This is a genomic window from Kitasatospora sp. MAA4, from assembly GCF_029893355.1.
In the GTDB taxonomy this organism is placed as follows: domain Bacteria; phylum Actinomycetota; class Actinomycetes; order Streptomycetales; family Streptomycetaceae; genus Kitasatospora.
In genome coordinates this window covers 228,509-250,030 of the sequence record NZ_JARZAI010000003.1, presented here as the reverse complement: position 1 = coordinate 250,030, position 21,522 = coordinate 228,509, and the positions used below count along the sequence as shown (strand labels likewise).

Genomic DNA, 21,522 nt, shown 5'->3' with positions numbered 1-21,522 from the left:
GTTACCGTCGCCTACCCGCCCTCGGGCGCCTGGCGAGAGAGGGTTGAACCGTGCTCGTAATCGTCGCCCCCGGACAGGGTGCCCAGTCCCCCGGCTTCCTCAACCCCTGGCTCGAACTGGACGGCGTCGCCGACCGGCTCGGCCAGTGGTCGGACGTGGCCGGACTCGACCTGGTGCACTACGGGACCGAGGCCTCGGCCGAGGAGATCAAGGACACCGCCGTCGCCCAGCCCCTGCTGGTCGCGGCCGGCCTGATCACCGCCGACCGGCTGCTGCCCGGCCCGGACCAGGTCAGCAAGCTCGTCGGCGCGCTCGCCGGACACAGCGTCGGTGAGATCACCGCCGCCGCGCTCGCCGGCGTGCTCAGCCCCCTCGACGCGCTCACCTTCGTCAGCGAGCGCGGCCGCGCGATGGCCGCAGCCGCCGCTGTCACCGAGACGGGCATGATCGCCGTCCTCGGCGGCGACCCGGAGGCGGTCGCGGCCAAGCTGGACGAGCACGGCCTGACGCCCGCGAACAACAACGGCGGCGGCCAGATCGTGGCGGCCGGCACGCTGGACCAGCTGGCGGCCCTGCGGGCCGACCCGCCGGCCGGCTCGAAGCTGATCGCACTCAAGGTGGCCGGGGCGTTCCACACCGCCCACATGGCGCCCGGCGTGCAGCGGCTGGCCGAGCTGGCCCCGAGCCTGACGGTGGCCGACCCGTCGGTCGCCTACGTCTCCAACAAGGACGGCGAGGTCGTCCAGGCCGGCGGCGAGGTGCTCGCCCGGCTGGTCTCCCAGGTGTCCAACCCGGTTCGCTGGGACCTGTGCATGGAGACCCTCCAGCAGCTCGGCGCCACCTGCGTGATCGAGCTGGCCCCGGCCGGCACGCTGACCGCGCTGGTCAAGCGCAACCTCAAGGGCGTCGCCACGCTGGCCCTGAAGACCCCGGCGGACCTGGACAAGGCCCGCGCGCTGGTTGACGAGCACGCCGAGGTGGGCGCATGAGCGCAGCCCGGATCCAGCCGCACGCCGGCGCCGCGTACGCGCGGATCCACGGCGTGGGCGGCTACCGGCCGGTGCGGGTGATCCCGAACTCCGAGGTGCTCGAGTGGATCGAGTCCTCGGACGAGTGGATCCGCACCCGCAGCGGCATCGCCGAGCGGCGCTGGGCCGGCCCGGACGAGACCGTCGCCGAGATGTCGGTGCAGGCGGCCGGCAAGGCGATCGCCCAGGCCGGCATCGACGCGTCCCAGATCGGCGGCGTGATCGTGGCGACCGTCTCGCACTTCAAGCAGACGCCGGCCGTCGCCACCGAGATCGCCGAGCGGCTCGGCTGCGGCACCGCGCCCGCCTTCGACATCTCCGCGGCCTGCGCCGGCTTCGGCTACGGCCTCTCGCTGGCCGACGGCATGATCCGCGGCGGCAGCGCCGACTACGTGCTGGTCATCGGCGTCGAGCGGCTCAGCGACCTGACCGACACCACGGACCGCTCCACCGCCTTCATCTTCGGCGACGGCGCAGGCGCGGCCGTGGTCGGCCCCTCGGACACGCCCGGGATCGGGCGGGTCATCTGGGGCTCGGACGGTTCGCAGAAGGACGTCATCACCCAGACCGAGGCGTGGGACACCGCCTTCGCCAAGCCGGACGCCGTCAACGGCGCCGGGGCGGAGCAGAAGTGGCCCGCGCTGCGGATGGAGGGCCAGACGGTCTTCCGCTGGGCGGTCTGGGAGATGGCCAAGGTGGCCCAGCAGGCGCTGGACGCCGCCGGGGTGACGGCCGATCAGCTCGGCGCCTTCATCCCGCACCAGGCCAACATGCGCATCACCGATGCCATGATCAAGGCCCTCAAACTGCCCGACTCGGTGCCTGTCGCCCGCGACATCGCCGAGACCGGGAACACCTCCGCCGCCTCCATTCCGCTCGCCATGGAGCGCATGTTGGAGAGCGGAGAGGCGAAGAGCGGCGACCTCGCCCTGATCATCGGGTTCGGGGCGGGTCTGGTCTACGCCGCAGCAGTCGTTACCCTCCCATAGGCACCGTGACACGCCTTACGGGGACCACTACTCGGCGTCACGCAGCCGCGGGACGCCAACACCAGCGAATGAGGAGCAGCCACTATGGCTACCAAGGACGAGGTCCTGGAAGGTCTCGCCGAGATCGTCAACGAGATCGCCGGCATCCCGGCCGAGGACGTTGAGCTCGGGAAGTCGTTCACCGACGACCTGGACGTCGACTCGCTCTCCATGGTCGAGGTCGTCGTGGCCGCCGAGGAGCGCTTCGACGTGAAGATCCCGGACGACGAGGTCAAGAACCTGAAGACCGTCGGCGACGCGGTGGACTACATCCTCAAGCACGCCGCCGCCTGATTCACCCTTCCGGTGGGGGCGGCACAACCCGCCGCCCCCATCGGGCCCCCTCCTTTTTGGGCCGGCCACCGCCTGCAACACGTGAAAGAAGAAGAACCAGTGACCGCTGAAAACCGCACCGTGGTCGTCACGGGTATCGGCGCCTTCACGCCGCTGGGCGGCGACGCCGCCTCCACCTGGGAGGCCCTGCTCGCCGGCCGTTCCGGCGTGGCCGCACTGACCGAGGAGTGGGCAGCGGAGCTGCCGGTCCGGATCGCCGCGCGCACCGCGATCGAGCCGAGCGAGATCCTGCCCCGCCCGCTCTGCCGCAAGCTGGACCGCTCGGCGCAGTTCGCGCTGATCGCGGCCCGCGAGGCCTGGGCCGACGCCGGCTTCGAGACCTCGGCCGTCGACGAGTCCTCCCCGCTCGCCCCCGAGCGCCTGGGCGCCGTGATCGCCTCCGGCATCGGCGGCGTCACCACCCTGCTCGACCAGTACGACGTGCTGAAGGAGAAGGGCGTCCGCAAGGTGTCCCCGCACACCGTGCCGATGCTCATGCCCAACAGCCCCTCCGCCAACGTGGGCATCGAGGTCGGTGCCCGGGCCGGCGTGCACACGCCCGTCTCCGCCTGCGCCTCCGGCGCCGAGGCGATCGGCTACGCGATCGAGATGATCCGCACCGGCCGCGCCGACGTCGTGGTGGCCGGCGGCACCGAGGCGGCGATCCACCCGCTGCCCATCGTCGCGTTCGCCAACATGATGGCGATGTCCAAGAACAACGACGCCCCCCAGCACGCCTCGCGCCCGTACGACAAGGCGCGCGACGGCTTCGTGCTGGGCGAGGGCGCCGGCGTGGTGGTCCTGGAGTCCGCCGAGCACGCCGCCGCGCGCGGTGTCCGGGTCTACTGCGAGGCCGTCGGCCAGGGCCTGTCCTCGGACGCCCACCACATCGCGCAGCCGGAGCCGACCGGCTCGGGCGTGGCCCGCGCGCTGGCCCACCTGTTCGAGTCCACCGGTCTGGACAAGGCCGAGGTGGTGCACGTCAACGCGCACGCCACCTCCACCCCGCAGGGCGACATCGCGGAGATCAAGGCGCTGCGCAAGGAGCTCGGCGAGCACCTGGACCACGTCGCCATCTCCGCGACCAAGTCGATGACCGGTCACCTGCTGGGCGGCGCGGGCGGGATCGAGACGGTGGCCACCGTGCAGGCGCTCTACCACCGGGTGGCGCCGCCGACCATCAACCTGGACGACGTGGACGACGACGTGGACGCCGACATCGTCCGGATCGCCCCCCGCGAGCTGCCGCAGGGCCGGATCGCCGCGCTGAACAACTCGTTCGGCTTCGGCGGCCACAACGTGGTGCTGGCCTTCCGCAGCGTCTGAACAACCGCGTTCTGCGCAACCGTGTGAAGTGGGCGGGCCCTGCCGGGGCCCGCCTTTTCGCGTCACACCACCTGGTGCAGCCAGCGCACCGGCGCGCCCTCGCCGGCGTAGCGGAACGGCTCCAACTCGTCGTCCCAGGGCTTGCCGAGCAGCCGGGAGATCTCGGCCTCCAGGTCACCGCCCTCGTGGCGGGCCCGCAGCAGGACGGCCCGCAGCCGGTCCTCCGGGATCAGGATGTCCCCGTGCATCCCCGTGACGGCGTGGAAGATGCCCAGGCTCGGGGTGCTGCTGTACCGCTCGCCCTCGGCCGTGGCGCAGGGCTCGCTGGTCACCTCGTAGCGCATCAGCTGCCAGCCGCGCAGCGCCGAGGCCAGCCGCGACGCGGTGCCCGGCTCCCCCTGCCAGGAGAACTCGGAACGCCAGTGGCCGGGCGCGGCCGGCTGGCGGATCCAGTCGAGGCTGACCCGCACGCCGAGTACGCCCGCCATCGCCCATTCGACGTGCGGGCACAGCGCGCGGGGCGCGGAGTGGATGTACAGGACTCCACGTGTCGTCACCGGGACCTCCAGGCTGTGGACGAGGGTCGCCTTCCCCAGCTGCCTCGTGCCCGTGGCCGTTTGGTCCTGAGCGCCACTTGGCGGTTTCCTGCCCGTTTGTCACTCAGGTCAATCGACATTAGGTAACTAACTTGCTCAAAACGGACAGGCTTCAACCATGGTAGTCAGTTCCGCAGAGAGGTCTACCCCTGATCGGGATCTCTCCCCCGAACGGCCCCATCCAGCTCCGGTGCGGCGCTGCGGCCACGCTATCGCGCCGGGCGGAAGCCTGTCTGACGCTCTCTCGGAACCGGCCCGAATACGCGCCCCCCGGGTCGCGTGACCCAACCGCGCGCGCCCCGGCGGACCTTGACGGTCCACCGGGGCGCGAGGGGAGATGACGAGAGATCAGGAACCGAGCTTGACGACCATCTTGCCGGTGTTGTCGCCGCGCAGCAGGCCGATGAACGCCTCGGCGGTGTTCTCCACGCCCTCCACCACGGTCTCGTCGTAGCGCAGGCTGCCGTCCTTCAGCCAGCCGGCCACCTCGGCGACGAACTGCGGCTGGAGCGCGGCGTGGTCGCCGACCAGCACGCCCTGCAGGCGCAGCCGCTTGCCGATCACCAGGGCGAGGTTGCGCGGACCGGCGGGCGCGGAGGTGTCGTTGTACTGGGCGATGGCACCGCACAGGGTGGCCCGGCCGCGCACGTTGAGCGCGCCGATGGCCGCCTCCAGGTGCTCGCCGCCGACGTTGTCGAAGTAGACGTCGATGCCGTCGGGCGCGGCCTGGTCGAGCTGCTCGCGGACCGGGCCGTCCTTGTAGTTGAAGGCGGCGTCGAAGCCGTAGTCGTCCACCAGCTTGGCGACCTTCGCCGCGGAGCCGGCCGAACCGACCACCCGGGAGGCGCCCTTGAGCCGGGCGATCTGGCCGACCAGCGAACCGACCGCACCGGCCGCGCCGGAGACGAAGACGGCGTCGCCCTTCTGCAGGCTCGCCACCTCCAGCAGGCCGGCGTAGGCGGTCAGTCCGGGCATGCCGAGGACGCCGAGGTAGTAGGAGAGCGGGGCGAGCTCCGGGTCGACCTTGACCGCACCCTTGGCCGGCACGGTGGCGTACTCGCGCCAGCCCAGACCGTGCAGCACCGCGTCGCCGACCGCGAAGCCCTCGGCGGCCGAGGCCACCACGTAGCCGACCGCGCCGCCGTCCAGCGCCTCGCCGATCTGGAACGGCGGGATGTAGGACTTCACGTCGTTCATCCGGCCGCGCATGTACGGGTCGACCGACAGGAAGGCGTTGCGGACCAGGATCTCGCCCGCCGCGGGCTGCCGCACCGGCACCTCGACCAGGTCGAAGTCGCCGGGAACCGGCCAGCCGTTCGGCCGGGCCTTCAGGTGCCACTCGCGGGCGGTGGTCGGCACAGTCTGCTCTGCCATCGGTTTGCTCCCTGCTCTCTGGTCCACATCAAAGGTTGACTTACTGAAGCAACCATGGACATGAAAGGTTCAGGATGTCAAATATTCAGGTAGGCTGGCGGCATGTCGAACGAACCCGTGCCCGCGTCGGCCGACGATCTGACCCGCGAGGTCGTGGACCTGATGGCGGGCCTGGTGGCCCTCTTCCACCGGGAGTACGAGGAGGCCGCGGCCGCCCGCTCGCTCACCGGTGCCCAGGCCAAGGTGCTAGCGCTGCTGCGGCGCGGCCCGATGCCGATGCGGCACATCGCCCAGACCATGAGCTGCGAGCCGTCGAACATCACCGGCATCGTGGACCGGCTGGAGACCCGCGGGTTCGTCACCCGGGAGGCCGATCCGCAGGACCGCCGGGTCAAGCTGGTCGCCGCCACCGAGGCCGGTCAGGCGGCCACCGAGGAGCTGCGCAAGACGCTGAACTTCGCCCGCGAGCCGCTCGCCGCCCTGGACGAGACCGAGCGCACCACCCTGCGCGACCTGCTCCAGCGGATCCTCACCGGCGCCAACCTCTAGCCGGCTAGGAGCCCCCGAAGCGCTGCCAGCAGCGGCGGCCGGCCAGCAGCAGGCCGCCGTAGCAGACCGTCACGATGCCCAGGGCCGCGTACGCCGCCGGCGGCATCGCCTCGAAGCCCAGCAGCTCGCCCAGCCGGCTGCCGGGCAGCAGCAGGCCGCCCAGCCCAAGGGCCGTCGCCGCGCACCACACCGCACGCGGCGGACGCAGGCCCGGGCTGCTGACGCTGTAGAGCAGCGGCAGCGCCAGCGCCTGGGTGGCCAGGTTCTCGCTGAACCACGCGGTGTGGAACATCCCCGCGGCGTCCGGCACGACGAAGCCCCTGGTCACCCGCTTCATCGCCTCGAACATCGCGATGTCGCAGACCGAGTTGAGCAGCCCGAACAGGACCGCGAAGCGCGCCAGCGAGCCCCAGCGCAGCCGGACCGGCGCGGCCCCCGCGCGGCTGTCGCGGCTGCTCACCGCGAAGGAGAGCTGCGCCGCGTCGAAGCAGAGGTTCTGCACCAGCACCTGGACCGGCAGCATCGGCAGGAACGGCAGCAGCACCCCGCCGGCCAGCATCGAGACCGCGTTGCCAAGGTTGCAGGAGAGCGCGATCCGCAGATAGGCCGCCACGCTGGTGACGGCCGAGCGGCCGACCGCCAGGGCCCGGCCCAGCACCGTCAGGTCGCGGTCGCCGAGCACCACGTCGGCCCACTCCCGGGCCGCGCCGACCGCCGTCCCGGCGCTGATGCCGACGTCGGCGGCCCGCAGGGCGGGGATGTCGTTGACGCCGTCGCCGAGGTAGCCGACGCTGCGCCCGTCCCGTCTCAGCGCCTGCACCACCGCGGCCTTCTGCTCCGGCGAGCAGCGGGCCAGCACCACGGCACCGCGGACCGCCTCGGCCAGAGCGCCGCCTCCCTCGGCGGCGAGCGCCTCCAGCTCGCTGCCGAGCAGTACCGGGCCCGGCGCCAGGCCCAGCCGGTGGCAGAGCCGGACGGCGGTGCGCGGGTGGTCCCCGGTCACCACCTTGATCGCGACGCCGGCCACAGCCAGCAGGCCGAGCGCCTCGGCCGCCGAATCGGCCGGCTCGTCCTGCATACCGACGAATCCGATCAGGGTCAGGCCCTGCTCGTCGGCCAGGCCGTAGCTGCCCAGCCGCGGCGCCCGCTCGGCGCGCGCCACCGCGAGCATCCGCAGCCCGGCCTCGGCCCGCTCCGCCGCCAGCCGCTCCAGCGCGGCCCGCCCGTCCTCGTCCAGAGGGCGGGTCGTACCCGGTCCGGTGCGTACCTCGGTGCAGCGCTCCAGAACGGCCTCCGGCGCCCCCTTGAGCAGCAGGACGTGCCGGCCCGGCTCGCGCAGCACCACCGACGCGCAGCGCCGGGCGGCGTCGAACGGGAGCACCGCCAGCACCGCGGGCCCCGGGCCGTCCAGCAGCCCGGCCGCGTCGGCGGCGTCCAGCAGCGCCTCGTCCGCCGGGTCGAAGGCCCCCGGCTCGGCGCTCTCGAAGGCGGCGTCGGCGGCGAGCGCTGCCAGCCGCAGCGCCCGCGGATCGGGACGGCCCGCCGGATCCAGCGAGAGCGCGACGGCGAGCGTCCCGGTGGTCAGGGTGCCGGTCTTGTCGACGCAGAGCACGTCCATCGCGCCGAGCTCGGAAACCGCCGGGAACCGCCGCACCAGCAGCCCGTGGCCCGCCAGCCGCCGGCTTCCGCGGGTCAGCACCGTGCTGAGCACCACCGGCAGCAGCTCCGGAGTCAGCCCGACGGCGGCGGCGACCGCGAACGGCAGCAGCGACGCACTCCAGCCGTGCAGCAGGGTGTCGGCACCGACGGTGAGCGGCACCGCGGCCAGCATGAAGGCGATCAGCGCCCACACCGCCCGCCGGACGCCGCGCTCGACCGCCGAGCGCCCGGCGCGGGAGGCCGGAGCCGTGGCGTGCGCGGCGCCGAAAAGGGTGGCGCCGCCGGTGGCGACCACCACACCGGTCGCGCTGCCGGACACCACCCGGCTGCCGGTGAAGCAGAGGTGCGGCTCCTCGAAGCCGCTCGCGGCCGCGCCCGCCGGCGGGGCGTCCGGAGCCGCCCGCGGGACCGGATCACTCTCGCCGGTGAGCGCCGACTGGTCCACCGCGAGACCCTGCGCGCGCAGCAGCCGCAGATCGGCCGGGACGGCGTCACCGCTGCTCAGCCGGACCAGGTCGCCCGGGACCAGCTGGTCGACCGGGATCTCCCTGGCCAGCGGAAGATCCTGCTGCTCGGCCCGGCGCAGCACGGTGGCGGTGCCGGGCAGCAGCTCGCGCAGGGCCCGTAGGGCCCGCGCCGAGCGCCGCTCACCGGCGAAGCGCAGCCCGCCCGCGATCAGCACCAGGGTCGCCAGTATCGCCGCGCTGCCCCAGGAGCCGATCACCGCACAGATCAGCGCGAGGCCGGCGAGCAGGACGGTGAAGGGGTCGCGTACGGCGGTCAGCGCGCGCCGGGACCAGGCCGCCTCGCGGCGCGGCAGCACGGTGTTGTCGCCGAACTCGGCCAGCCGGGCCTCGGCCTGCGCCTCGGTGAGGCCGCGCGGGGAGGAGGCGGCCTCGCGCAGGATCTGCAGCCTGCTCATCCTGGCCAGCCGGTCCCCCGGGGACGGCTCGTCCACAGGGTCGGGGCGGCCCGGCGCGGGGAGCGCCGGCGAGTGCAGCTCGTGCTCAGGCACCGCTGCTCCGCAGCCGGTGCACCTCGCCGCCGAAGGTCGGATCGTCCAGTTTCTCGACCATCAGCCGGACCAGCGTCGCCACCTGCGGGTCGTCCACCCCGTAGACCTGGCGGCGGCCCTCGCGGCGGTTGGAGACCATGCCCGCCAGCTTGAGCTTGGCGAGATGCTGGCTGACCGCCTGCAGGGTGCCGCCGACCCGGTCGGCGAGCGTGCCCACATCGGCCTCGCCCTGGCTGAGCACCCAGACGATGTGCAGCCGCATGGTGGAGGCGAGCAGCCCGAAGGAGGCCGCCGCCTGCTGGAGGAGTTGTGGGGACGGGTCGTCGTGACCGGACCAGCCCGTCATCCGTACCGCCCTCTCCCTGGTTTTCGAACAGGCTCGCAAGGGGGCTCAGTGTAGCCGCGCTCCCCGCGGTCTCGTAGGGGCCCGTGGACCGCGGTGCACCGCGGACGTGCGAGAATTCGCCGGTCCAGGATGTCGCGCCGATGGGGAGATTTCCGTGATAGGCAGCCTTCGGGCCGAGGGGCGGCGTGGCGCCGACCGTCGCCGCAACCTCGAACTCGCCCTGGTGGCGTTCGCCGTCGTGGTCTCGCTGTACGGCTACATCGACGCGAACCTCGCGATGAACAACAAGCTGCCCAAGGGCCTGCTGGTCTACGGCGTCAGCTTCTCGCTGCTCGCGCTCGTCATGCACCTCGCGGTACGGCGCTTCGCGCGCTACGCGGACCCGCTGATCCTGCCGTGCGCGGTGATGCTCAGCGGCCTCGGCATGGTGCTGCTCAACCGGCTCGACCAGTCGTACGCGATCGTGCACGCCGCCAAGGGTGACTACCAGAAGCTGCCCGCCGCACCCTCCCAGGTGATGTGGCTCTACATCGCGGTCTTCGCGGCCATCGCGCTGATCGTGCTGGTCAAGCACCACCGGTTCTTCCAGCGCTACGTCTACATCCTGATGGTCGGTTCGCTGGTGCTGCTGGCCGCGCCCGCCTTCTTCCCCGGCGACACCTTCGGCGCCAAGCGCTGGATCCGGCTGCCCGGGATCTCGCTGGAGCCGGACGAGTTCGTCAAGCTCGCCATCACCATCTTCTTCGCCGGCTACCTGACGATCAGTCGGGACGCGCTGGCGCTGGTCGGCCGCAAGGTCTGGGGCCTGAGCCTGCCGCGCGGGCGCAACGCCGGCCCGGTGCTGGCGATCTGGGTGGTCAGCCTGCTGGTGCTGATCTTCGAGCGCGACCTCGGCACCTCGCTGATCTTCTTCGGCGTCTTCGTGGTGATGCTCTACGTCGCCACCGAGCGGACCAGTTGGATGATCTTCGGTGTCCTGATGGCGGTCGGCGGAGCCGTGGTCGTCGGCACCCTGGAGCCACACGTGCACGGCCGGGTCGAGGCCTGGCTGCACCCGCTGGACTACTACAAGCCCGTGCACGACCCCTCGCTGATCTCGGACCAGCCGGCCCAGGCGCTGTTCAGCTTCGGCACCGGCCACCTGCTGGGCACCGGCCTGGGGCAGGGCCGGCCCTGGATGATCGGCTTCGCCGGGCGCAGCGACTTCATCTTCACCACCATCGGCGAGGAGCTCGGCCTGGCCGGCGTCACCGCCGTGCTGCTGGTCTACACGCTCTTCATCCAGCGCGGCCTGCGCACCGCGATCTCGCTGAGCGACCCGTTCGGCAAGCTGCTGGCCACCGGCCTTGCGGCGGCGCTGGCGCTGCAGGTCTTCGTCGTGGTGGGCGGGGTGACCGGACTGATCCCGCTGACCGGTAAGGCGCTGCCGTTCCTGGCCGCCGGTGGTTCCTCCACGGTGGCGAACTGGCTGCTCACCGGTCTGATGATCAAACTCAGCGACGCGGCCGGCCGCACCACCCTGGAGCCCGACCCCGAACCCAGCGGCACCCTCGCGGCGGCGGCCGCCTGACGCTCCGGCTCTATTACCCGGTTGGCCGTGGTGGCGGGGTTTGCCGTCCGCCCAATACTTGCTAAATTGCGCAACTGTGCAACCGGACGCACGATCGAGCCGTCCACCTGAGCGACCGGCCCGCCGGCGACCGCACGGAGCGTACAGATGACCGATCCTCAGACCGGCCCCGACGAGCCGTACCCGCAGCACGCCCAGCAGTCGGCCGAAGAGTTCAGCGTACGGCGCCCGGACAGCGGCGCCCACCCGCAGCGCCGAAAGATCCTGCGGATCGGCTGCCTCTCGCTGGCCGGGCTACTGCTGGCCACCACCGGAGCGGGCATCTGGTTCTACCAGCGCATCAACGGCAACCTCAACGTCTTCGACAGCGGTGGCATCTCCGCCAGCCGCCCCGACGCCGGACCCGCCGACGCCAACGGCACCAGCCCCGTCAACGTCCTGCTGCTGGGCTCGGACACCCGGGCGGGTGGCAACGACGAGCTGGCCGGCGGCGCGGTCGGCGCGGGCAACTCGGACACCGCCCTGCTGGTGCACGTCTACGCCGACCACCGGCACGCCGTCGCGGTCTCCATCCCGCGCGACTCGCTGGTGGACATCCCGCCCTGCAAGCTGCCCAGCGGCCGGTGGACCACGCCGCAGCACGAGCAGATGTTCAACTCGGCCTTCGCCATCGGCGGCTCGCCCACCGGCAACCCCGCCTGCTCGCAGAACACCGTCGAGACGATGACCGGGCTGCGGGTCGACCACACCATCGTGATCGACTTCAAGGGCTTCGCCGCGATGACCAGTGCGGTCGGCGGCGTCGAGGTCTGCGTGCCGACGCCGGTGAACGGCTACGGCATCCACCTGGCCAAGGGCCGGCAGACCGTCTCCGGACAGCTGGCCCTGGACTACGTCCGGGCCCGGCACGGGATCGGCGACGGCTCGGACATCGGCCGGATCAAACGCCAGCAGGCCTTCCTCGGCTCGCTGTTCAAGAAGATCCAGGAGCAGGGTTTCGACCTCACCACGCTGCTCCCGCTGGCCGACGCGGCGACCCGCTCGCTCACCGTGGACGCGGGCCTGGGCAGCCCGCTGAAGCTGGCCGTCTTCGCCCGGTCGATGCGATCGATCAAGCTCACCGACCTCACCTTCGTCACCGCGCCCTGGCGCTACGCCGGGGACCGGGTGGCCCTGGTCCACCCCGACGTGGACACGCTCTGGGGGCTGCTGCGCCGCGATCGGACGCTGGACGGCCAGAGCACCGGGCAGATCCCCGACCCCAGCGCCTCCGCGTCCCCCGCGGCAAGCCCTTCGGCGGGCGCGGACCTGACCGTCCCGGTGGTCGTGCGCAACGGCACCGCGGCGCTCGGCCTGGCCGGCAAGGCCGTCCAGGAGCTGACCGCCAGGGGGTACCTGGAGGTCGTCGCGGGCAGCCCCGGCATCGCACGGGCCGTCACCGCCGTGGGCTACGGCCCCGGACACCAGGACGACGCCGAGCAGATCGCCCGGTTCTTCCCCGGCGCCGAGATCCAGGCCGACGAGGGGGCGGGCGCCGTCGGGGTCGCCGTCGACCTCGGCCACGACTACCTGGCCGCGGCCGGGCCGCCCTGGAACCCCGACCAGCCCAGCGTCGGCCCGGCGGTGAACCCGGGCAACGGGCCGGGCGCGGGAGCGAGCGGGGGGCCCAGCACCGTCCCGCCGGCGATCACGGACAACACCCGGACCGCCGACACGGACGTCTGCACCGGCCTGACCTACGGCTGAGACCCGACGTTCGCAACCTGAAACTACGGCGGCGGCCAAGCCCGCAGCCGGGAAGGAGTACCGCTCAGATGCTCTGGGGGGATCGGGACACCGACAAGGCCGCCGAGCTGCGACTGGCAGCCGCCGTGGCCGAGATCGAGGGACTGCACACCGCGTTACGGCGCACCGGCGATCCGGCCCGGCGGCGCCGGATCCTGACGCAACTCGCCGCCGCGGGGAACCGGTTGGCCGATCTGGCGGGCACCGCCCCGGGCCTGATCCCGGCTCAGGCCCGCGGCATCTCACGCCGCCAGCGCCGCCGCGCAGCGATCGGTCGCGGCGCCCGGTGGCTGCTGCGCGCCACCCGCGACCGCGACCGGTGACTGTGGCCGACGGCTAGAATTGCGCAGATGCGACCGGACGCCGGAACCGTCGACCCCGACCTGGACCCCAGCCCGCCCGCGCGACGCCCTGCGGCCTGGCGCGGGCAGGGCGATACCCTCGCCGTGATCGCAGTCGGAGGCGCCCTGGGCGCCTGCGCCCGCTACGGCACCGGGCTGTTGTGGCCGACCGCGCCCGACGCGTTCCCCTGGGCCACCCTGGTGATCAACGTGGTCGGCTGCGCGGTGATCGGCGTCTTCATGGTGCTGATCACCGAGGTCTGGTCCGCACACCGGCTGGTCCGGCCGTTCTTCGGCACCGGCGTGCTCGGCGGCTTCACCACCTTCTCCACCTACACGGTGGACATCCACCGGCTGGTCGAGGGCCGGCATGCCGCGACCGGACTGGCCTATCTCGCGCTGACGCTGCTGGCGGCGCTGGCGGCGGTGTGGGCGGCGGCCGCGCTCACCCGCCGCGCGATCAGCTGGAGGCAGTCATGAGTCCCACCGGCCGCGCCCTGCGGGCGACGATCCTCCTCGGGGAGAACGACACCTGGCACCACCGGCCCGCGTTCGCCGAGATCGTCCACCGGGCGCACGCCGCCGGGCTGGCCGGTGCCTCCGTCTTCCGCGGGATCGAGGGCTTCGGCGCGTCCGGGGTGATCCACACCAACCGGCTGCTGTCGCTCGCCGAGGACCTGCCGGTGGCCGTGGTGATCGTCGACACCGAGGAGCGGGTCCGGGCCTTCCTGCCGCAGCTCGACGACCTCGTGCCGCAGGCGCTGATCACCCTGGACGCCTGCGAGGTGGTCCGCGGCGGCCGCAGCGGGCTCGGTGACGAGCGGGGGACGGCGTGAACTGGCTACTGGTGATCCTCGGCGCGGTGGTCGGCGCGCCGCTGCGCTACCTGACCGACCGGGCCGTCCAGTCCCGGCACGACACCGTCTTCCCCTGGGGCACCTTCGCGGCCAACCTGACCGGCTGCCTGATCCTCGGCACCCTGGCCGGCGCCGTCAGCGCCGGAGCCGCCTCCTCGCAGCTCCAACTGCTGATCGGCACCGGCCTGTGCGGCGCGCTGACCACCTACTCGACGTTCTCGTACGAGACCCTGCGGCTCGCCGAGGACGGCGCCGCCTTCTTCGCGGTGGCCAACGTGGTCGCCAGCGTGGTCGCGGGCCTGGGCGCGGTGTACACCGGATCGGCCCTGGCCCAGGCCCTGTGGGGGTGAGCGTCGGCGCCGAAGTGCTGTCCGTCGCCCTGCTGTTGACGGTGCTCGCGTTCGCCGTGGCCCGGCCGCGCGGGTGGCCGGAGGCGGTCGCGGCGGTCCCGGCACCTTCGCCCGCCTGGGGCTGTGGACCGTGCCGGCCACCCTGGCCTGCGCCACCACTGCGCTGTGGGCGATGCTGCGCCTGGTCGGCACCGGCTGAGGCACCGGTCGGTGTCAGGAGCTGTAGTCGGCGTTGATCCGGACGTAGCCCTCGGTGAGATCGCAGCCGTAGACGGTGAACTCCCCCTCGGCGATGCCGAGATCGATCCGGATCACCACCTGGTCGCCCTTGAGGTACGCCCTGGCGCGCTCCAGCAGGGCGTCGCTCGGCTCTTCGGGGTGCATGAGCAGATCGTCGTACTGGATGCGGACGGCGTGCGGGTCGATGTCGCTCTCGTCGTCGAGCTTGCCGATCGCCATCGCGATCCGGCCCCAGTTCGGGTCGGCTCCGTGCACGGCGGTCTTGACCAGCGGGGAGTTGACCACGCTCTTGCCGACCCGCTTGGCCTGGGCGTCGTCCCGGGCGCCGATGACGTGCACCTCGATCAGCTTGCTCGCGCCCTCGCCGTCCGAGGCGATCTCCCGTACGAGGTGCAGGGCGCAGGTGTACAGCGCCTGCTCGAAGGCGACCGGGTCGACCGGGCCGGCCAGGCCGTTGGCGAAGATCGCCGCGGTGTCGCTGGTCGAGGTGTCGGTGTCGATGCTCAGCGCGTTGAACGTCCGGTCCATCACCCGCCGGAAGAGCGCGTCGAGGTCGTCGGCCGCGATGTCCGCGTCGGTGAAGAAGAACGTCAGCAGGGTGGCCATGTTCGGCTCGATCATGCCGACCCCCTTGGCGATACCGGTCAGCACGGCGTCACCGCAGCGCACGGTGAGGTGCTTCGGCCGGGTGTCGGTGGTCATGATGGCCGCGGCCGCCGCCGCGCAGTCCGCTTCCGGGAACGGCCAGTTCAGCTCGGCCAGACCCGTCCGGATGCTCTCCATCGGGTAGGGGCGGCCGATCATTCCGGTGGAGCCGATCACCAGCTCCTCGGGGGCGATCCCGACGATCTCGGCGACCGTGCGACGCACCTCGGCCGCGTGCTCCGCCCCGGCCCGGCCGGTCGCCACGTTGGCGTTGCGCGAGAGCACGACCATGCCACGGCTGTGCTGCAGGGCTGCCGCCTCCCGGCTGAGGACGACGCTGGGGCCGGCGAAGCGCGAGCGGGTGAACACCGCCGCCGATCGGGCTGGCACCTCGGAGACGACGACGGCGAAGTCGTCGTCGACGTCCTTGAGGCCCATGTTCCTGGTGATGCTGCGAAAGCCCTGCGGTGCCACGGTCTCCACGGTTGCCAACCCCCTGCACAGATGATGAATGAAGATTCCGATCACTGTACACTTATGCATCACTGGGATCGTCTCGGCCCCGCTATGACAGCAGGGTCACCGGCATCCGGCTGAAACCGCGGTTGCCAAGACCCGGGTGGCGGGTCGCGGGCTCGGCGGCGCACGCGTCGGGGAAGCTCTCCAGCAGGCGGCCGAAGACGACCTCCGCCTGCAGCCGGGCCAGTTGGGCGCTGAACACCCGTCGGGGCCTCCCGAGGCCCCGACGCGGTCCCAGCTGTCCCAGCTGTCCCCAGGGATTATGAGCCCCCGGGTTCAGGACCGGGCAGCGGTGATCCAGTAGCTCTCGGCGCTCGGATCGGGCCGGCGTCGCAGCGGGTCGCGGACGAGCCGCAGGATCAAGCCGACCGGGACGACGAACAGGTAGTAGAGCAGGAGACCCAGCATGGGTGGGATCCTTTCCTCGGAAGTTGGGCGTCGGAAGTGGGGCGTCAGTCGAGCGGGATCTCGTCGCGCCAGTCGCCGTCCTCGGCCCAGACGGGCTGGTCGTCCTTCAGGAGCAGAAAGCCGCCGAGCACCAGGACGTCGATCCGAGTCCGCATGAAGCAGGTGTAGGCCTCCTGCGGGGACCGGACGATCGGCTCGCCGCGCACGTTGAACGAGGTGTTCACCAGCACCGGGCAGCCGGTCTCGGCCTTGAACGCGGTAAGCAGGCGGTGGAAGGCCGGGTTGGCGTGCTCGCTGACGGTCTGCACCCTGGCCGACATGTCGACATGGGTGACGGCCGGGATGGTGGAACGGCGGACCTTCAGGCGGTCGAGCCCCCGGGCGTCCCCGGCGTCGTCGGCGGCGGGGAGCCGCCGCGCGTCGGCGATATCCGCGACCACCAGCATGTACGGGCTCTCCTGCTTGAGTTGGAAGTATTCCTCGACGTCCGAATCGAGGACCGCCGGGGCGAACGGCCGGAACGACTCCCGGAATTTGATCTTGAGGTTCATCGCCGACTGCATCTCGGGGTTCCGCGGATCGCCCAGGATGGACCGGGCGCCCAGGGCCCTCGGCCCGAACTCCATCCGGTCCTGGAACCAGCCGACCACCTTGCCCTGCGCCAACTCCACTGCCGTCCGCGCCGCCAGTGCGTCCCGGTCGAGCCGGGTGTACGGGATGCCCGCGTCGTCCAGGTAGGCCTGGATCTCCTCGTCCCGGTACGCCGGACCGAGCAGCGACCCGGACATGGCGTCGTGGCCCGTGCCCAGGTGGGTCCTGGTCGCTCCGCGTTCCATCGCGACCGCCAGGGCGGCTCCCAGCGCGCCACCCGCGTCACCGGCAGCGGGCTGAACCCAGACCCCCTCGAAGATCTCCTCCCGGATCGTCCTGCCGTTGGCGACGCAGTTGAGCGCCACGCCGCCGGCCAGGCAGAGGCGGGTCTCCCCGGTGAACTGCTGAGCCGCGCGGGCGAGCCGCAGCACGACCTCCTCGGTGACCTCCTGCACAGAGGCTGCCAGGTCGAACTCCCGCTCCGACAGCGCGCTTTCGGGCAGCCGGCGCGGGCCGTCGAAGAGCTTCTCGAAGCCCCGGCCGGTCATCACCTGACCACGGAGGTACTCGAAGTACCGCATGTCCAGGCGGAACGAGCCGTCCGCCTTGAGGTCGATCAGCTTCTCCCGGATCACATCCGCGTAGCGCGGTGTGCCGTAGGGCGCCAGGCCCATCAGTTTGTACTCGCCGGAGTCGACCTTGAAGCCGCAGAAGTACGTGAACGCCGAGTAGAGCATGCCCAGCGAGTGCGGGAAGTGCAGTTCCGCGACGGGATCGAGCCGATCCCCGCGCCCGTGCCAGAGCGAGGTGGTCGCCCACTCCCCCACCCCGTCGATGCAGAGCACGGCCGCCGACTCGTACGGGGAGGGGAAGAAGGCCGAGGCGGCGTGCGACTCGTGGTGGCGCCGGCACAGCACCTCGGGCACCGGGCCGAGCCCGAGTCCCGCCAACTCCCGGCGTACCGACTCCCCGGCGCGCCGCTTGCGGCGGATCCACTCCGGGAAGGTGTCCCGGAAGGAGGCCGCCCCGAAGGGCACCGCACCGGCGTAAGTGGCCAGCACCCGGCGGAACTTCAGGGCCGGGTCCTCGTAGTAGGCGACCGCGGCCACGTCCTTGAGGGTCGCGCCGGCCTCCCGCAGGCAGTACTCCACCGCCTGCGCGGGGAAGGCCGCGTCGTGCCGGCGGCGGGTGAACCGCTCCTCCTGCGCCGCCGCAACGACGGTGTCGCCGTCGACCAGGGCGACCGCACTGTCGTGGTAGTAGGCGGAGATGCCCAGGATCAGGTCGGACACGGGAATGCGCCTCCTCGGGTAGGGCTTCGCAGAGCCGCTGGGACGTTCACGGGGTGTTCCCAGCGGCTCGGGCCGTGCGCTGGGCACGCCGGGCGGCGCGTCGGGCACGCCGTCCGCTGGGCGGGTTCAGTGACCGGTAGCCTGTCCGGACCCGCTCCCAGACCTCGCTGCGCGAGCTGGGGCCGAGCAGTTCCGGTACGGCGGCCAGGTAGGCGTCCACGGCCTCCGCCGCCCAGGCGGAGTGGCCGGTCGCGACGTTGTCGATCGTGTTGTGGATGTCCACGAAGTGGGTGCTGAACCCGTGCGCCTCCAGGGCGAGTCGGGCCTGCCGGTACCCGCCGCCTACGCCGGACAGCTCCATGGCGACGTTCAGTCCCAGCACCTCGGGCAGGAAGGTGCGGGGCAGGCGGCCGATGCACAGCCAGTACACCGGCAGCTCGAAGGCCTCCTCGCGGAAGCCCGGCCAGTGGGCGAACTCCCTGGCGGCGGTGGGCGGCAGTTCGACGCCCATTTCGCGGAGCACCTCGCGGTAGATGAGCGGATGGTTGAGCCGGGCCTCCCCGTTGCCCAACTCGTCCCAGTAGGTGGAGAAGAGCAGATGGCCCACCTCGGAGGAGGCATGCGTGTAGTCGGTGAAGCCCTGCAGCCAGCTGCCGTCGATGAGCGTGAGCGGAGCGAGCTGCACGGTCGAGTCGATCAGGGCCTCCCGGCCGGGCAACGGGGTGTCCCTGGCCGAGTCGAAGTCACGGCCGTGCCGGTCGTGCTGCTCCCGCAGCCAGGGGAGAAGCCCGCGCGGGTCCCAGTGTTCGGGGGGCAGGTGCTCGGCCAGGTGCCAGTCGCTCCGTGAGCGGGCCAGCCAACCCCGCACGTAGGCCACGGCGTAGCGGCGCAGCGCGGGCGAGTCGGCCCGGTTGAGCAGCAGGTGGTAGGCCTCGCGCAGGCTTCCCGGCTCCTGGTCGGGCACGGGCGGGACCGCCGCGGCCGCCACGGCCACCGCCGGGGCAGTCCCCGGAGCTGCGTCCGGAGCTGCGTCCGGACTGATCGTCGGGGGACGGCCGGCCGCGGGAAGCGAGCGGACCCACCGACGGATCACCGCCTCGTCCGTCGGCGAGAAGATGCGGAACATCGGGCCGTCCTGGGCGATCAGGGCGCGCAGCAGCGGGCTCCGGTCCGGGCGCCCCGGTTTCACCAGACGGCTGGCCGCGAGTGCCCGGAGCAGGCCGTACGGCTCGCTGCGGGCCTCGACGAACCAGTCGTTGAGCGGACGGCCTTCGAGCTCGAAGCCGTGGTGGTAGAGCTCGGCCTCGCGGGCCCTGACCCGGAGCAACTCGGCCATGTCGTACGCCGGATCCAGGGTGGATTCGAGCTCTGCGTGCAGGGCCGCGCTCCACTGCCGCAGAGCGGCGAGCGCCCAGCGGAATCCCGTGGCCAGCCGCCGACCGACCTCTGACTGCGCCTCGGACTCGGACTCGGACTCGGCGAGGACCGCCGCGACAGCGGCCCGGCTGAGCGCGAGCCCGGTCGGGGCACCGTCGCCGCGGGCCGCGCCCGGGTCCACGGCCGACCAGTCGGCCGCCGTCGGCAGCAACTCCCGTACGAGGGCCAGCGGAGGCAGCAGCCCGGCCGCCCGCAGACAGAGGTCCGCACCGAGGATCTCCTCCCGGAAGTCCTCCGGGCGACGGCTCATCGCCAGCAGGGGGCCGACCAGCTGAAACGCCGTGTCGGCGATCACGGGGTCGTGGGCGAGCCGGGCGGCGGGCACCGCGCGTTCGCCGAGCCTCAGCCGGTGCAGGAGTGCCAAGTAGGCACTGCCCCGGTCGGCGCGCGGGTGGCCGGCCGCGAGATCCTCGGCGTAGAGGGCGAGGATGCGCAGCGCCGTCTCGCTGTCAGCGTTCGCGGGGCTGGTCAGCCACTGCAGCCAGGCCCCCGAGACGAGGCCCAGCGGCGCCGCGCCCAGCGCCGCGCGGCGTAGCAGTGCGGCTCGATCCTCCTCGCCGGTGTCGGGCCCGACCAGCGCGAGGTACTGCTCGGCCTCGCCGGCCGACCAGGCAGCGGCCTCCTGCTCCAGCCGCTCCAGCAGTTCGGCGGCCGAGGAGTCCTCGTCGGCCGCTACCGGCCCCGCCGCTCCAGGCAGCAGGACGCCCGTACCCGCGAGGAGAGTTGACGGCTCCTCGGGGTCCGACGCGCGGACGTAGAGCGTACGGGCGTCCGTCCTGTCGCTCGCGGTTCGACTTCGGACGGTGTCGGCCGCCGAGTGCTGGCGTCGCATCAGTGTTCCTGTTCTGTGATGGGACCTGCCCGGTCGGGGTGTCAGAACATCGGGTAGATGGACGGATCACTCTTCTTCTTCGACTTACGGCGGAAGAGAGCGGCGAACGCGCGAAGCAGAGCCACGGGAGTTCCTTTCGAAGGGCGCTACGGCTTGGGGTGAAGGTCCGTCAAGAGGTTGAGGCCGGAGGCGAGCAGCCTGGCGGCGAGGTCGTAGCCCTCGTCGGTGCAGTGCGCGCGGTCGACGAACAGCCAGTCCTCGGCGGCCGCGGCCGCTCCCATCAGCGGGTTGAGGTCGAGGAATTCGACACCGTGCTTCGCGCACGCTGCGGACAGCTCGTCGGCGTACCGGCGGCCGACCTCGATGGGGGCGACCTCGCCGAACAGCTCCCAGAAGACGGAGCCCTCGCGGTCCAACTCCCCGAACAGCTCGTCCTCCTGCGGGGTGTGCTTGTCCCGTACCCAGGTGGCGAACGGCTGCAGGGCGAAAGTGACCCGGGTGCCGGCCGCGCCGGCCAGCAGCTGCCAGCGCTCCAGGTCCTGGGCAGTGCGTTCGACCGCGGTGGCGATCCGCTCGTCCAGCCCTGGAGTTGCCTGGGCCTCCAGGGAGGGCTCCGTGGTCAGGCGCTCACGGAGCCGGGCCAGGCCTGAGCGCCGCGACTTGCGGTGCTTCTCCAGCAGCTCCTCCATCTGGTTCTGGTACTCGCTGCCGGAGAAGAAGGCGCCGTAGTCGCCCTGGTACGCCTGCGGGAGGCCGGCCAGCGCGAGGTTGTTCAGGCCGGACAGGATCACGATCTGCTCGACCCTGGGGAGCATCTGCTGGTGCAGTAGATAGAGGAGGACCTCCTGTGTGGAGCAGTAGCCTCGGCCGCCGAAGTTCAGCCAAGGCGTCGCGGGTGCGTACTGCGACCAGAGTCGGGAGGAGATCGCGGTGGCGTCGCTGGTGCTGCCGACGCCGAACGCGGTCGAGCTGCCGGCCAGCAGGCTGATCGGCCCCTCGACCTGTCGGCCGGCGACCGAGGCGGATTCCGACCGACCGTGCGAGACACGGAAGCCGAGGCGGTCCGTGTTCAGGACCTCGGAGCTGTAGTCGGCTCGGTGGAAGTACATGACATAGGGGAGCCAACGGGTCTCCCCGCGGTCCTGGAAGTCCTCGTGCTGGACCATCTGCGGCGTCAGCACGTGGCGTCTGAGGGTCACTGCCGGCTCCTCGGCGTAGCTGGGTTCTGGGAGGGATGACGGGGCGAAGCCCGTCGATAGTAACTGTAGTCATATTTGTTGTTACCTGACCCTCCGTGTGGTCAAATTCCGTTGACCAAAGTTATGTCAACTGGAGTCATGGGCCTCTCGGGATCCGGCAGCCTCAGCGGCGCGCCACGGCCGCCCAGGGGCCCCACCCCTC

The 21,522-nt window shown here is 72.0% G+C and carries 22 protein-coding genes; 12 read left to right on the top strand and 10 right to left on the bottom strand.

Going from position 1 to position 21,522, the window contains the following annotated elements; translation table 11 throughout:
* Positions 1–50 precede the first annotated feature (50 nt).
* The 4 genes from P3T37_RS05750 to P3T37_RS05735 all read left to right on the top strand — a co-directional run bounded on the left by P3T37_RS05750 (position 51) and on the right by P3T37_RS05735 (position 3,715).
* A complete protein-coding gene (locus P3T37_RS05750) occupies positions 51–989 on the top strand; it encodes an ACP S-malonyltransferase (protein ID WP_280722308.1) in 939 nt (312 codons plus the stop codon).
* Positions 986–2,017: a beta-ketoacyl-ACP synthase III gene (locus P3T37_RS05745; protein WP_280722307.1), complete on the top strand. Its 1,032-nt coding sequence runs from the start codon at positions 986–988 to the stop codon at positions 2,015–2,017. The genes P3T37_RS05750 and P3T37_RS05745 overlap by 4 nt, the downstream gene beginning before the upstream one ends.
* A gap of 84 nt (positions 2,018–2,101) precedes the next feature.
* On the top strand, positions 2,102–2,350 hold the full coding sequence (locus P3T37_RS05740; RefSeq protein ID WP_280722306.1) for an acyl carrier protein: 249 nt from the start codon (positions 2,102–2,104) through the stop codon (positions 2,348–2,350).
* 99 nt (positions 2,351–2,449) lie between these two features.
* Positions 2,450–3,715: a beta-ketoacyl-ACP synthase II gene (locus P3T37_RS05735; protein ID WP_280722305.1), complete on the top strand. Its 1,266-nt coding sequence runs from the start codon at positions 2,450–2,452 to the stop codon at positions 3,713–3,715.
* Between the two features lie 62 nt (positions 3,716–3,777).
* Here the strand turns inward: P3T37_RS05735 and P3T37_RS05730 are convergent, their stop codons facing one another.
* Entirely contained in the window at positions 3,778–4,272 is a 495-nt protein-coding gene (locus tag P3T37_RS05730) for a DUF3145 domain-containing protein (protein ID WP_280722304.1), read from the bottom strand.
* 387 nt (positions 4,273–4,659) lie between these two features.
* Positions 4,660–5,685: an NADP-dependent oxidoreductase gene (locus P3T37_RS05725; RefSeq protein WP_280722303.1), complete on the bottom strand. Its 1,026-nt coding sequence runs from the start codon at positions 5,683–5,685 to the stop codon at positions 4,660–4,662.
* 102 nt (positions 5,686–5,787) lie between these two features.
* On the opposite strand from P3T37_RS05725, the gene P3T37_RS05720 reads away from it, so the two are divergent.
* Positions 5,788–6,234, top strand: coding sequence for a MarR family transcriptional regulator (locus tag P3T37_RS05720; RefSeq protein WP_280722302.1), 447 nt, complete (start codon positions 5,788–5,790; stop codon positions 6,232–6,234).
* Positions 6,235–6,238: 4 nt separating this feature from the next.
* Here P3T37_RS05720 and P3T37_RS05715 read toward each other — a convergent pair whose 3' ends face one another.
* Positions 6,239–8,908 carry an HAD-IC family P-type ATPase gene (locus P3T37_RS05715; RefSeq protein WP_280722301.1) on the bottom strand — a complete coding sequence of 890 codons (2,670 nt, stop codon included), beginning with the start codon at positions 8,906–8,908 and terminating at the stop codon, positions 6,239–6,241.
* On the bottom strand, positions 8,901–9,254 hold the full coding sequence (locus P3T37_RS05710) for a metalloregulator ArsR/SmtB family transcription factor (protein WP_280722300.1): 354 nt from the start codon (positions 9,252–9,254) through the stop codon (positions 8,901–8,903). Before P3T37_RS05710 ends, P3T37_RS05715 begins: the two co-directional genes overlap by 8 nt.
* Positions 9,255–9,531: 277 nt before the next feature.
* On the opposite strand from P3T37_RS05710, the gene P3T37_RS05705 reads away from it, so the two are divergent.
* The 7 genes from P3T37_RS05705 to P3T37_RS05675 all read left to right on the top strand — a co-directional run bounded on the left by P3T37_RS05705 (position 9,532) and on the right by P3T37_RS05675 (position 14,356).
* Entirely contained in the window at positions 9,532–10,824 is a 1,293-nt protein-coding gene (locus tag P3T37_RS05705) for an FtsW/RodA/SpoVE family cell cycle protein (RefSeq protein ID WP_280722479.1), read from the top strand.
* A gap of 147 nt (positions 10,825–10,971) precedes the next feature.
* Positions 10,972–12,570, top strand: coding sequence for an LCP family protein (locus tag P3T37_RS05700; RefSeq protein WP_280722299.1), 1,599 nt, complete (start codon positions 10,972–10,974; stop codon positions 12,568–12,570).
* 68 nt (positions 12,571–12,638) lie between these two features.
* Positions 12,639–12,932, top strand: coding sequence for a hypothetical protein (locus P3T37_RS05695; protein ID WP_280722298.1), 294 nt, complete (start codon positions 12,639–12,641; stop codon positions 12,930–12,932).
* Positions 12,933–12,959: 27 nt separating this feature from the next.
* Entirely contained in the window at positions 12,960–13,430 is a 471-nt protein-coding gene (gene crcB / locus P3T37_RS05690) for a fluoride efflux transporter CrcB (protein ID WP_280722297.1), read from the top strand.
* A complete protein-coding gene (locus P3T37_RS05685) occupies positions 13,427–13,786 on the top strand; it encodes a DUF190 domain-containing protein (RefSeq protein WP_280722296.1) in 360 nt (119 codons plus the stop codon). Before crcB (P3T37_RS05690) ends, P3T37_RS05685 begins: the two co-directional genes overlap by 4 nt.
* A complete protein-coding gene (crcB, locus tag P3T37_RS05680) occupies positions 13,783–14,157 on the top strand; it encodes a fluoride efflux transporter CrcB (RefSeq protein ID WP_280722295.1) in 375 nt (124 codons plus the stop codon). The genes P3T37_RS05685 and crcB (P3T37_RS05680) overlap by 4 nt, the downstream gene beginning before the upstream one ends.
* Before the next feature lie 73 nt (positions 14,158–14,230).
* Complete coding sequence (locus tag P3T37_RS05675) at positions 14,231–14,356, top strand: hypothetical protein (protein WP_280722294.1); 126 nt, start codon at positions 14,231–14,233, stop codon at positions 14,354–14,356.
* Positions 14,357–14,370: 14 nt separating this feature from the next.
* Here P3T37_RS05675 and argJ read toward each other — a convergent pair whose 3' ends face one another.
* The 6 genes from argJ to P3T37_RS05645 all read right to left on the bottom strand — a co-directional run bounded on the left by argJ (position 14,371) and on the right by P3T37_RS05645 (position 21,320).
* Positions 14,371–15,525 (bottom strand): bifunctional glutamate N-acetyltransferase/amino-acid acetyltransferase ArgJ, encoded by a 1,155-nt coding sequence (gene argJ, locus P3T37_RS05670; protein WP_280722293.1) that lies wholly within the window; start codon positions 15,523–15,525, stop codon positions 14,371–14,373.
* 82 nt (positions 15,526–15,607) lie between these two features.
* A complete protein-coding gene (locus tag P3T37_RS05665; RefSeq protein ID WP_280722292.1) occupies positions 15,608–15,763 on the bottom strand; it encodes a hypothetical protein in 156 nt (51 codons plus the stop codon).
* A gap of 74 nt (positions 15,764–15,837) precedes the next feature.
* Complete coding sequence (locus tag P3T37_RS05660) at positions 15,838–15,969, bottom strand: hypothetical protein (protein ID WP_280722291.1); 132 nt, start codon at positions 15,967–15,969, stop codon at positions 15,838–15,840.
* A 44-nt stretch (positions 15,970–16,013) separates the two neighbouring features.
* Positions 16,014–17,852, bottom strand: coding sequence for a carbamoyltransferase (locus tag P3T37_RS05655; RefSeq protein WP_280722290.1), 1,839 nt, complete (start codon positions 17,850–17,852; stop codon positions 16,014–16,016).
* 46 nt (positions 17,853–17,898) lie between these two features.
* Positions 17,899–20,121 (bottom strand): iron-containing redox enzyme family protein, encoded by a 2,223-nt coding sequence (locus tag P3T37_RS05650; protein WP_280722289.1) that lies wholly within the window; start codon positions 20,119–20,121, stop codon positions 17,899–17,901.
* 146 nt (positions 20,122–20,267) lie between these two features.
* Positions 20,268–21,320, bottom strand: coding sequence for an SGNH/GDSL hydrolase family protein (locus P3T37_RS05645; protein ID WP_280722288.1), 1,053 nt, complete (start codon positions 21,318–21,320; stop codon positions 20,268–20,270).
* Positions 21,321–21,522 lie beyond the last annotated feature (202 nt).

Excerpts from the sequence above, each read along its gene's own strand:
- P3T37_RS05685 (WP_280722296.1), top strand. The coding sequence starts at position 13,427 with ATGAGTCCCACCGGCCGCGCCCTGCGGGCGACGATCCTCCTCGGGGAG.
- P3T37_RS05720 (WP_280722302.1), top strand. The coding sequence starts at position 5,788 with ATGTCGAACGAACCCGTGCCCGCGTCGGCCGACGATCTGACCCGCGAG.
- P3T37_RS05725 (WP_280722303.1), bottom strand. The coding sequence starts at position 5,685 with ATGGCAGAGCAGACTGTGCCGACCACCGCCCGCGAGTGGCACCTGAAG.
- P3T37_RS05700 (WP_280722299.1), top strand. The coding sequence starts at position 10,972 with ATGACCGATCCTCAGACCGGCCCCGACGAGCCGTACCCGCAGCACGCC.
- P3T37_RS05740 (WP_280722306.1), top strand. The coding sequence starts at position 2,102 with ATGGCTACCAAGGACGAGGTCCTGGAAGGTCTCGCCGAGATCGTCAAC.
- P3T37_RS05695 (WP_280722298.1), top strand. The coding sequence starts at position 12,639 with ATGCTCTGGGGGGATCGGGACACCGACAAGGCCGCCGAGCTGCGACTG.
- crcB (WP_280722297.1), top strand. The coding sequence starts at position 12,960 with ATGCGACCGGACGCCGGAACCGTCGACCCCGACCTGGACCCCAGCCCG.
- P3T37_RS05660 (WP_280722291.1), bottom strand. The coding sequence starts at position 15,969 with ATGCTGGGTCTCCTGCTCTACTACCTGTTCGTCGTCCCGGTCGGCTTG.
- P3T37_RS05710 (WP_280722300.1), bottom strand. The coding sequence starts at position 9,254 with ATGACGGGCTGGTCCGGTCACGACGACCCGTCCCCACAACTCCTCCAG.
- P3T37_RS05650 (WP_280722289.1), bottom strand. The coding sequence starts at position 20,121 with ATGCGACGCCAGCACTCGGCGGCCGACACCGTCCGAAGTCGAACCGCG.
- P3T37_RS05745 (WP_280722307.1), top strand. The coding sequence starts at position 986 with ATGAGCGCAGCCCGGATCCAGCCGCACGCCGGCGCCGCGTACGCGCGG.
- P3T37_RS05705 (WP_280722479.1), top strand. The coding sequence starts at position 9,532 with ATGAACAACAAGCTGCCCAAGGGCCTGCTGGTCTACGGCGTCAGCTTC.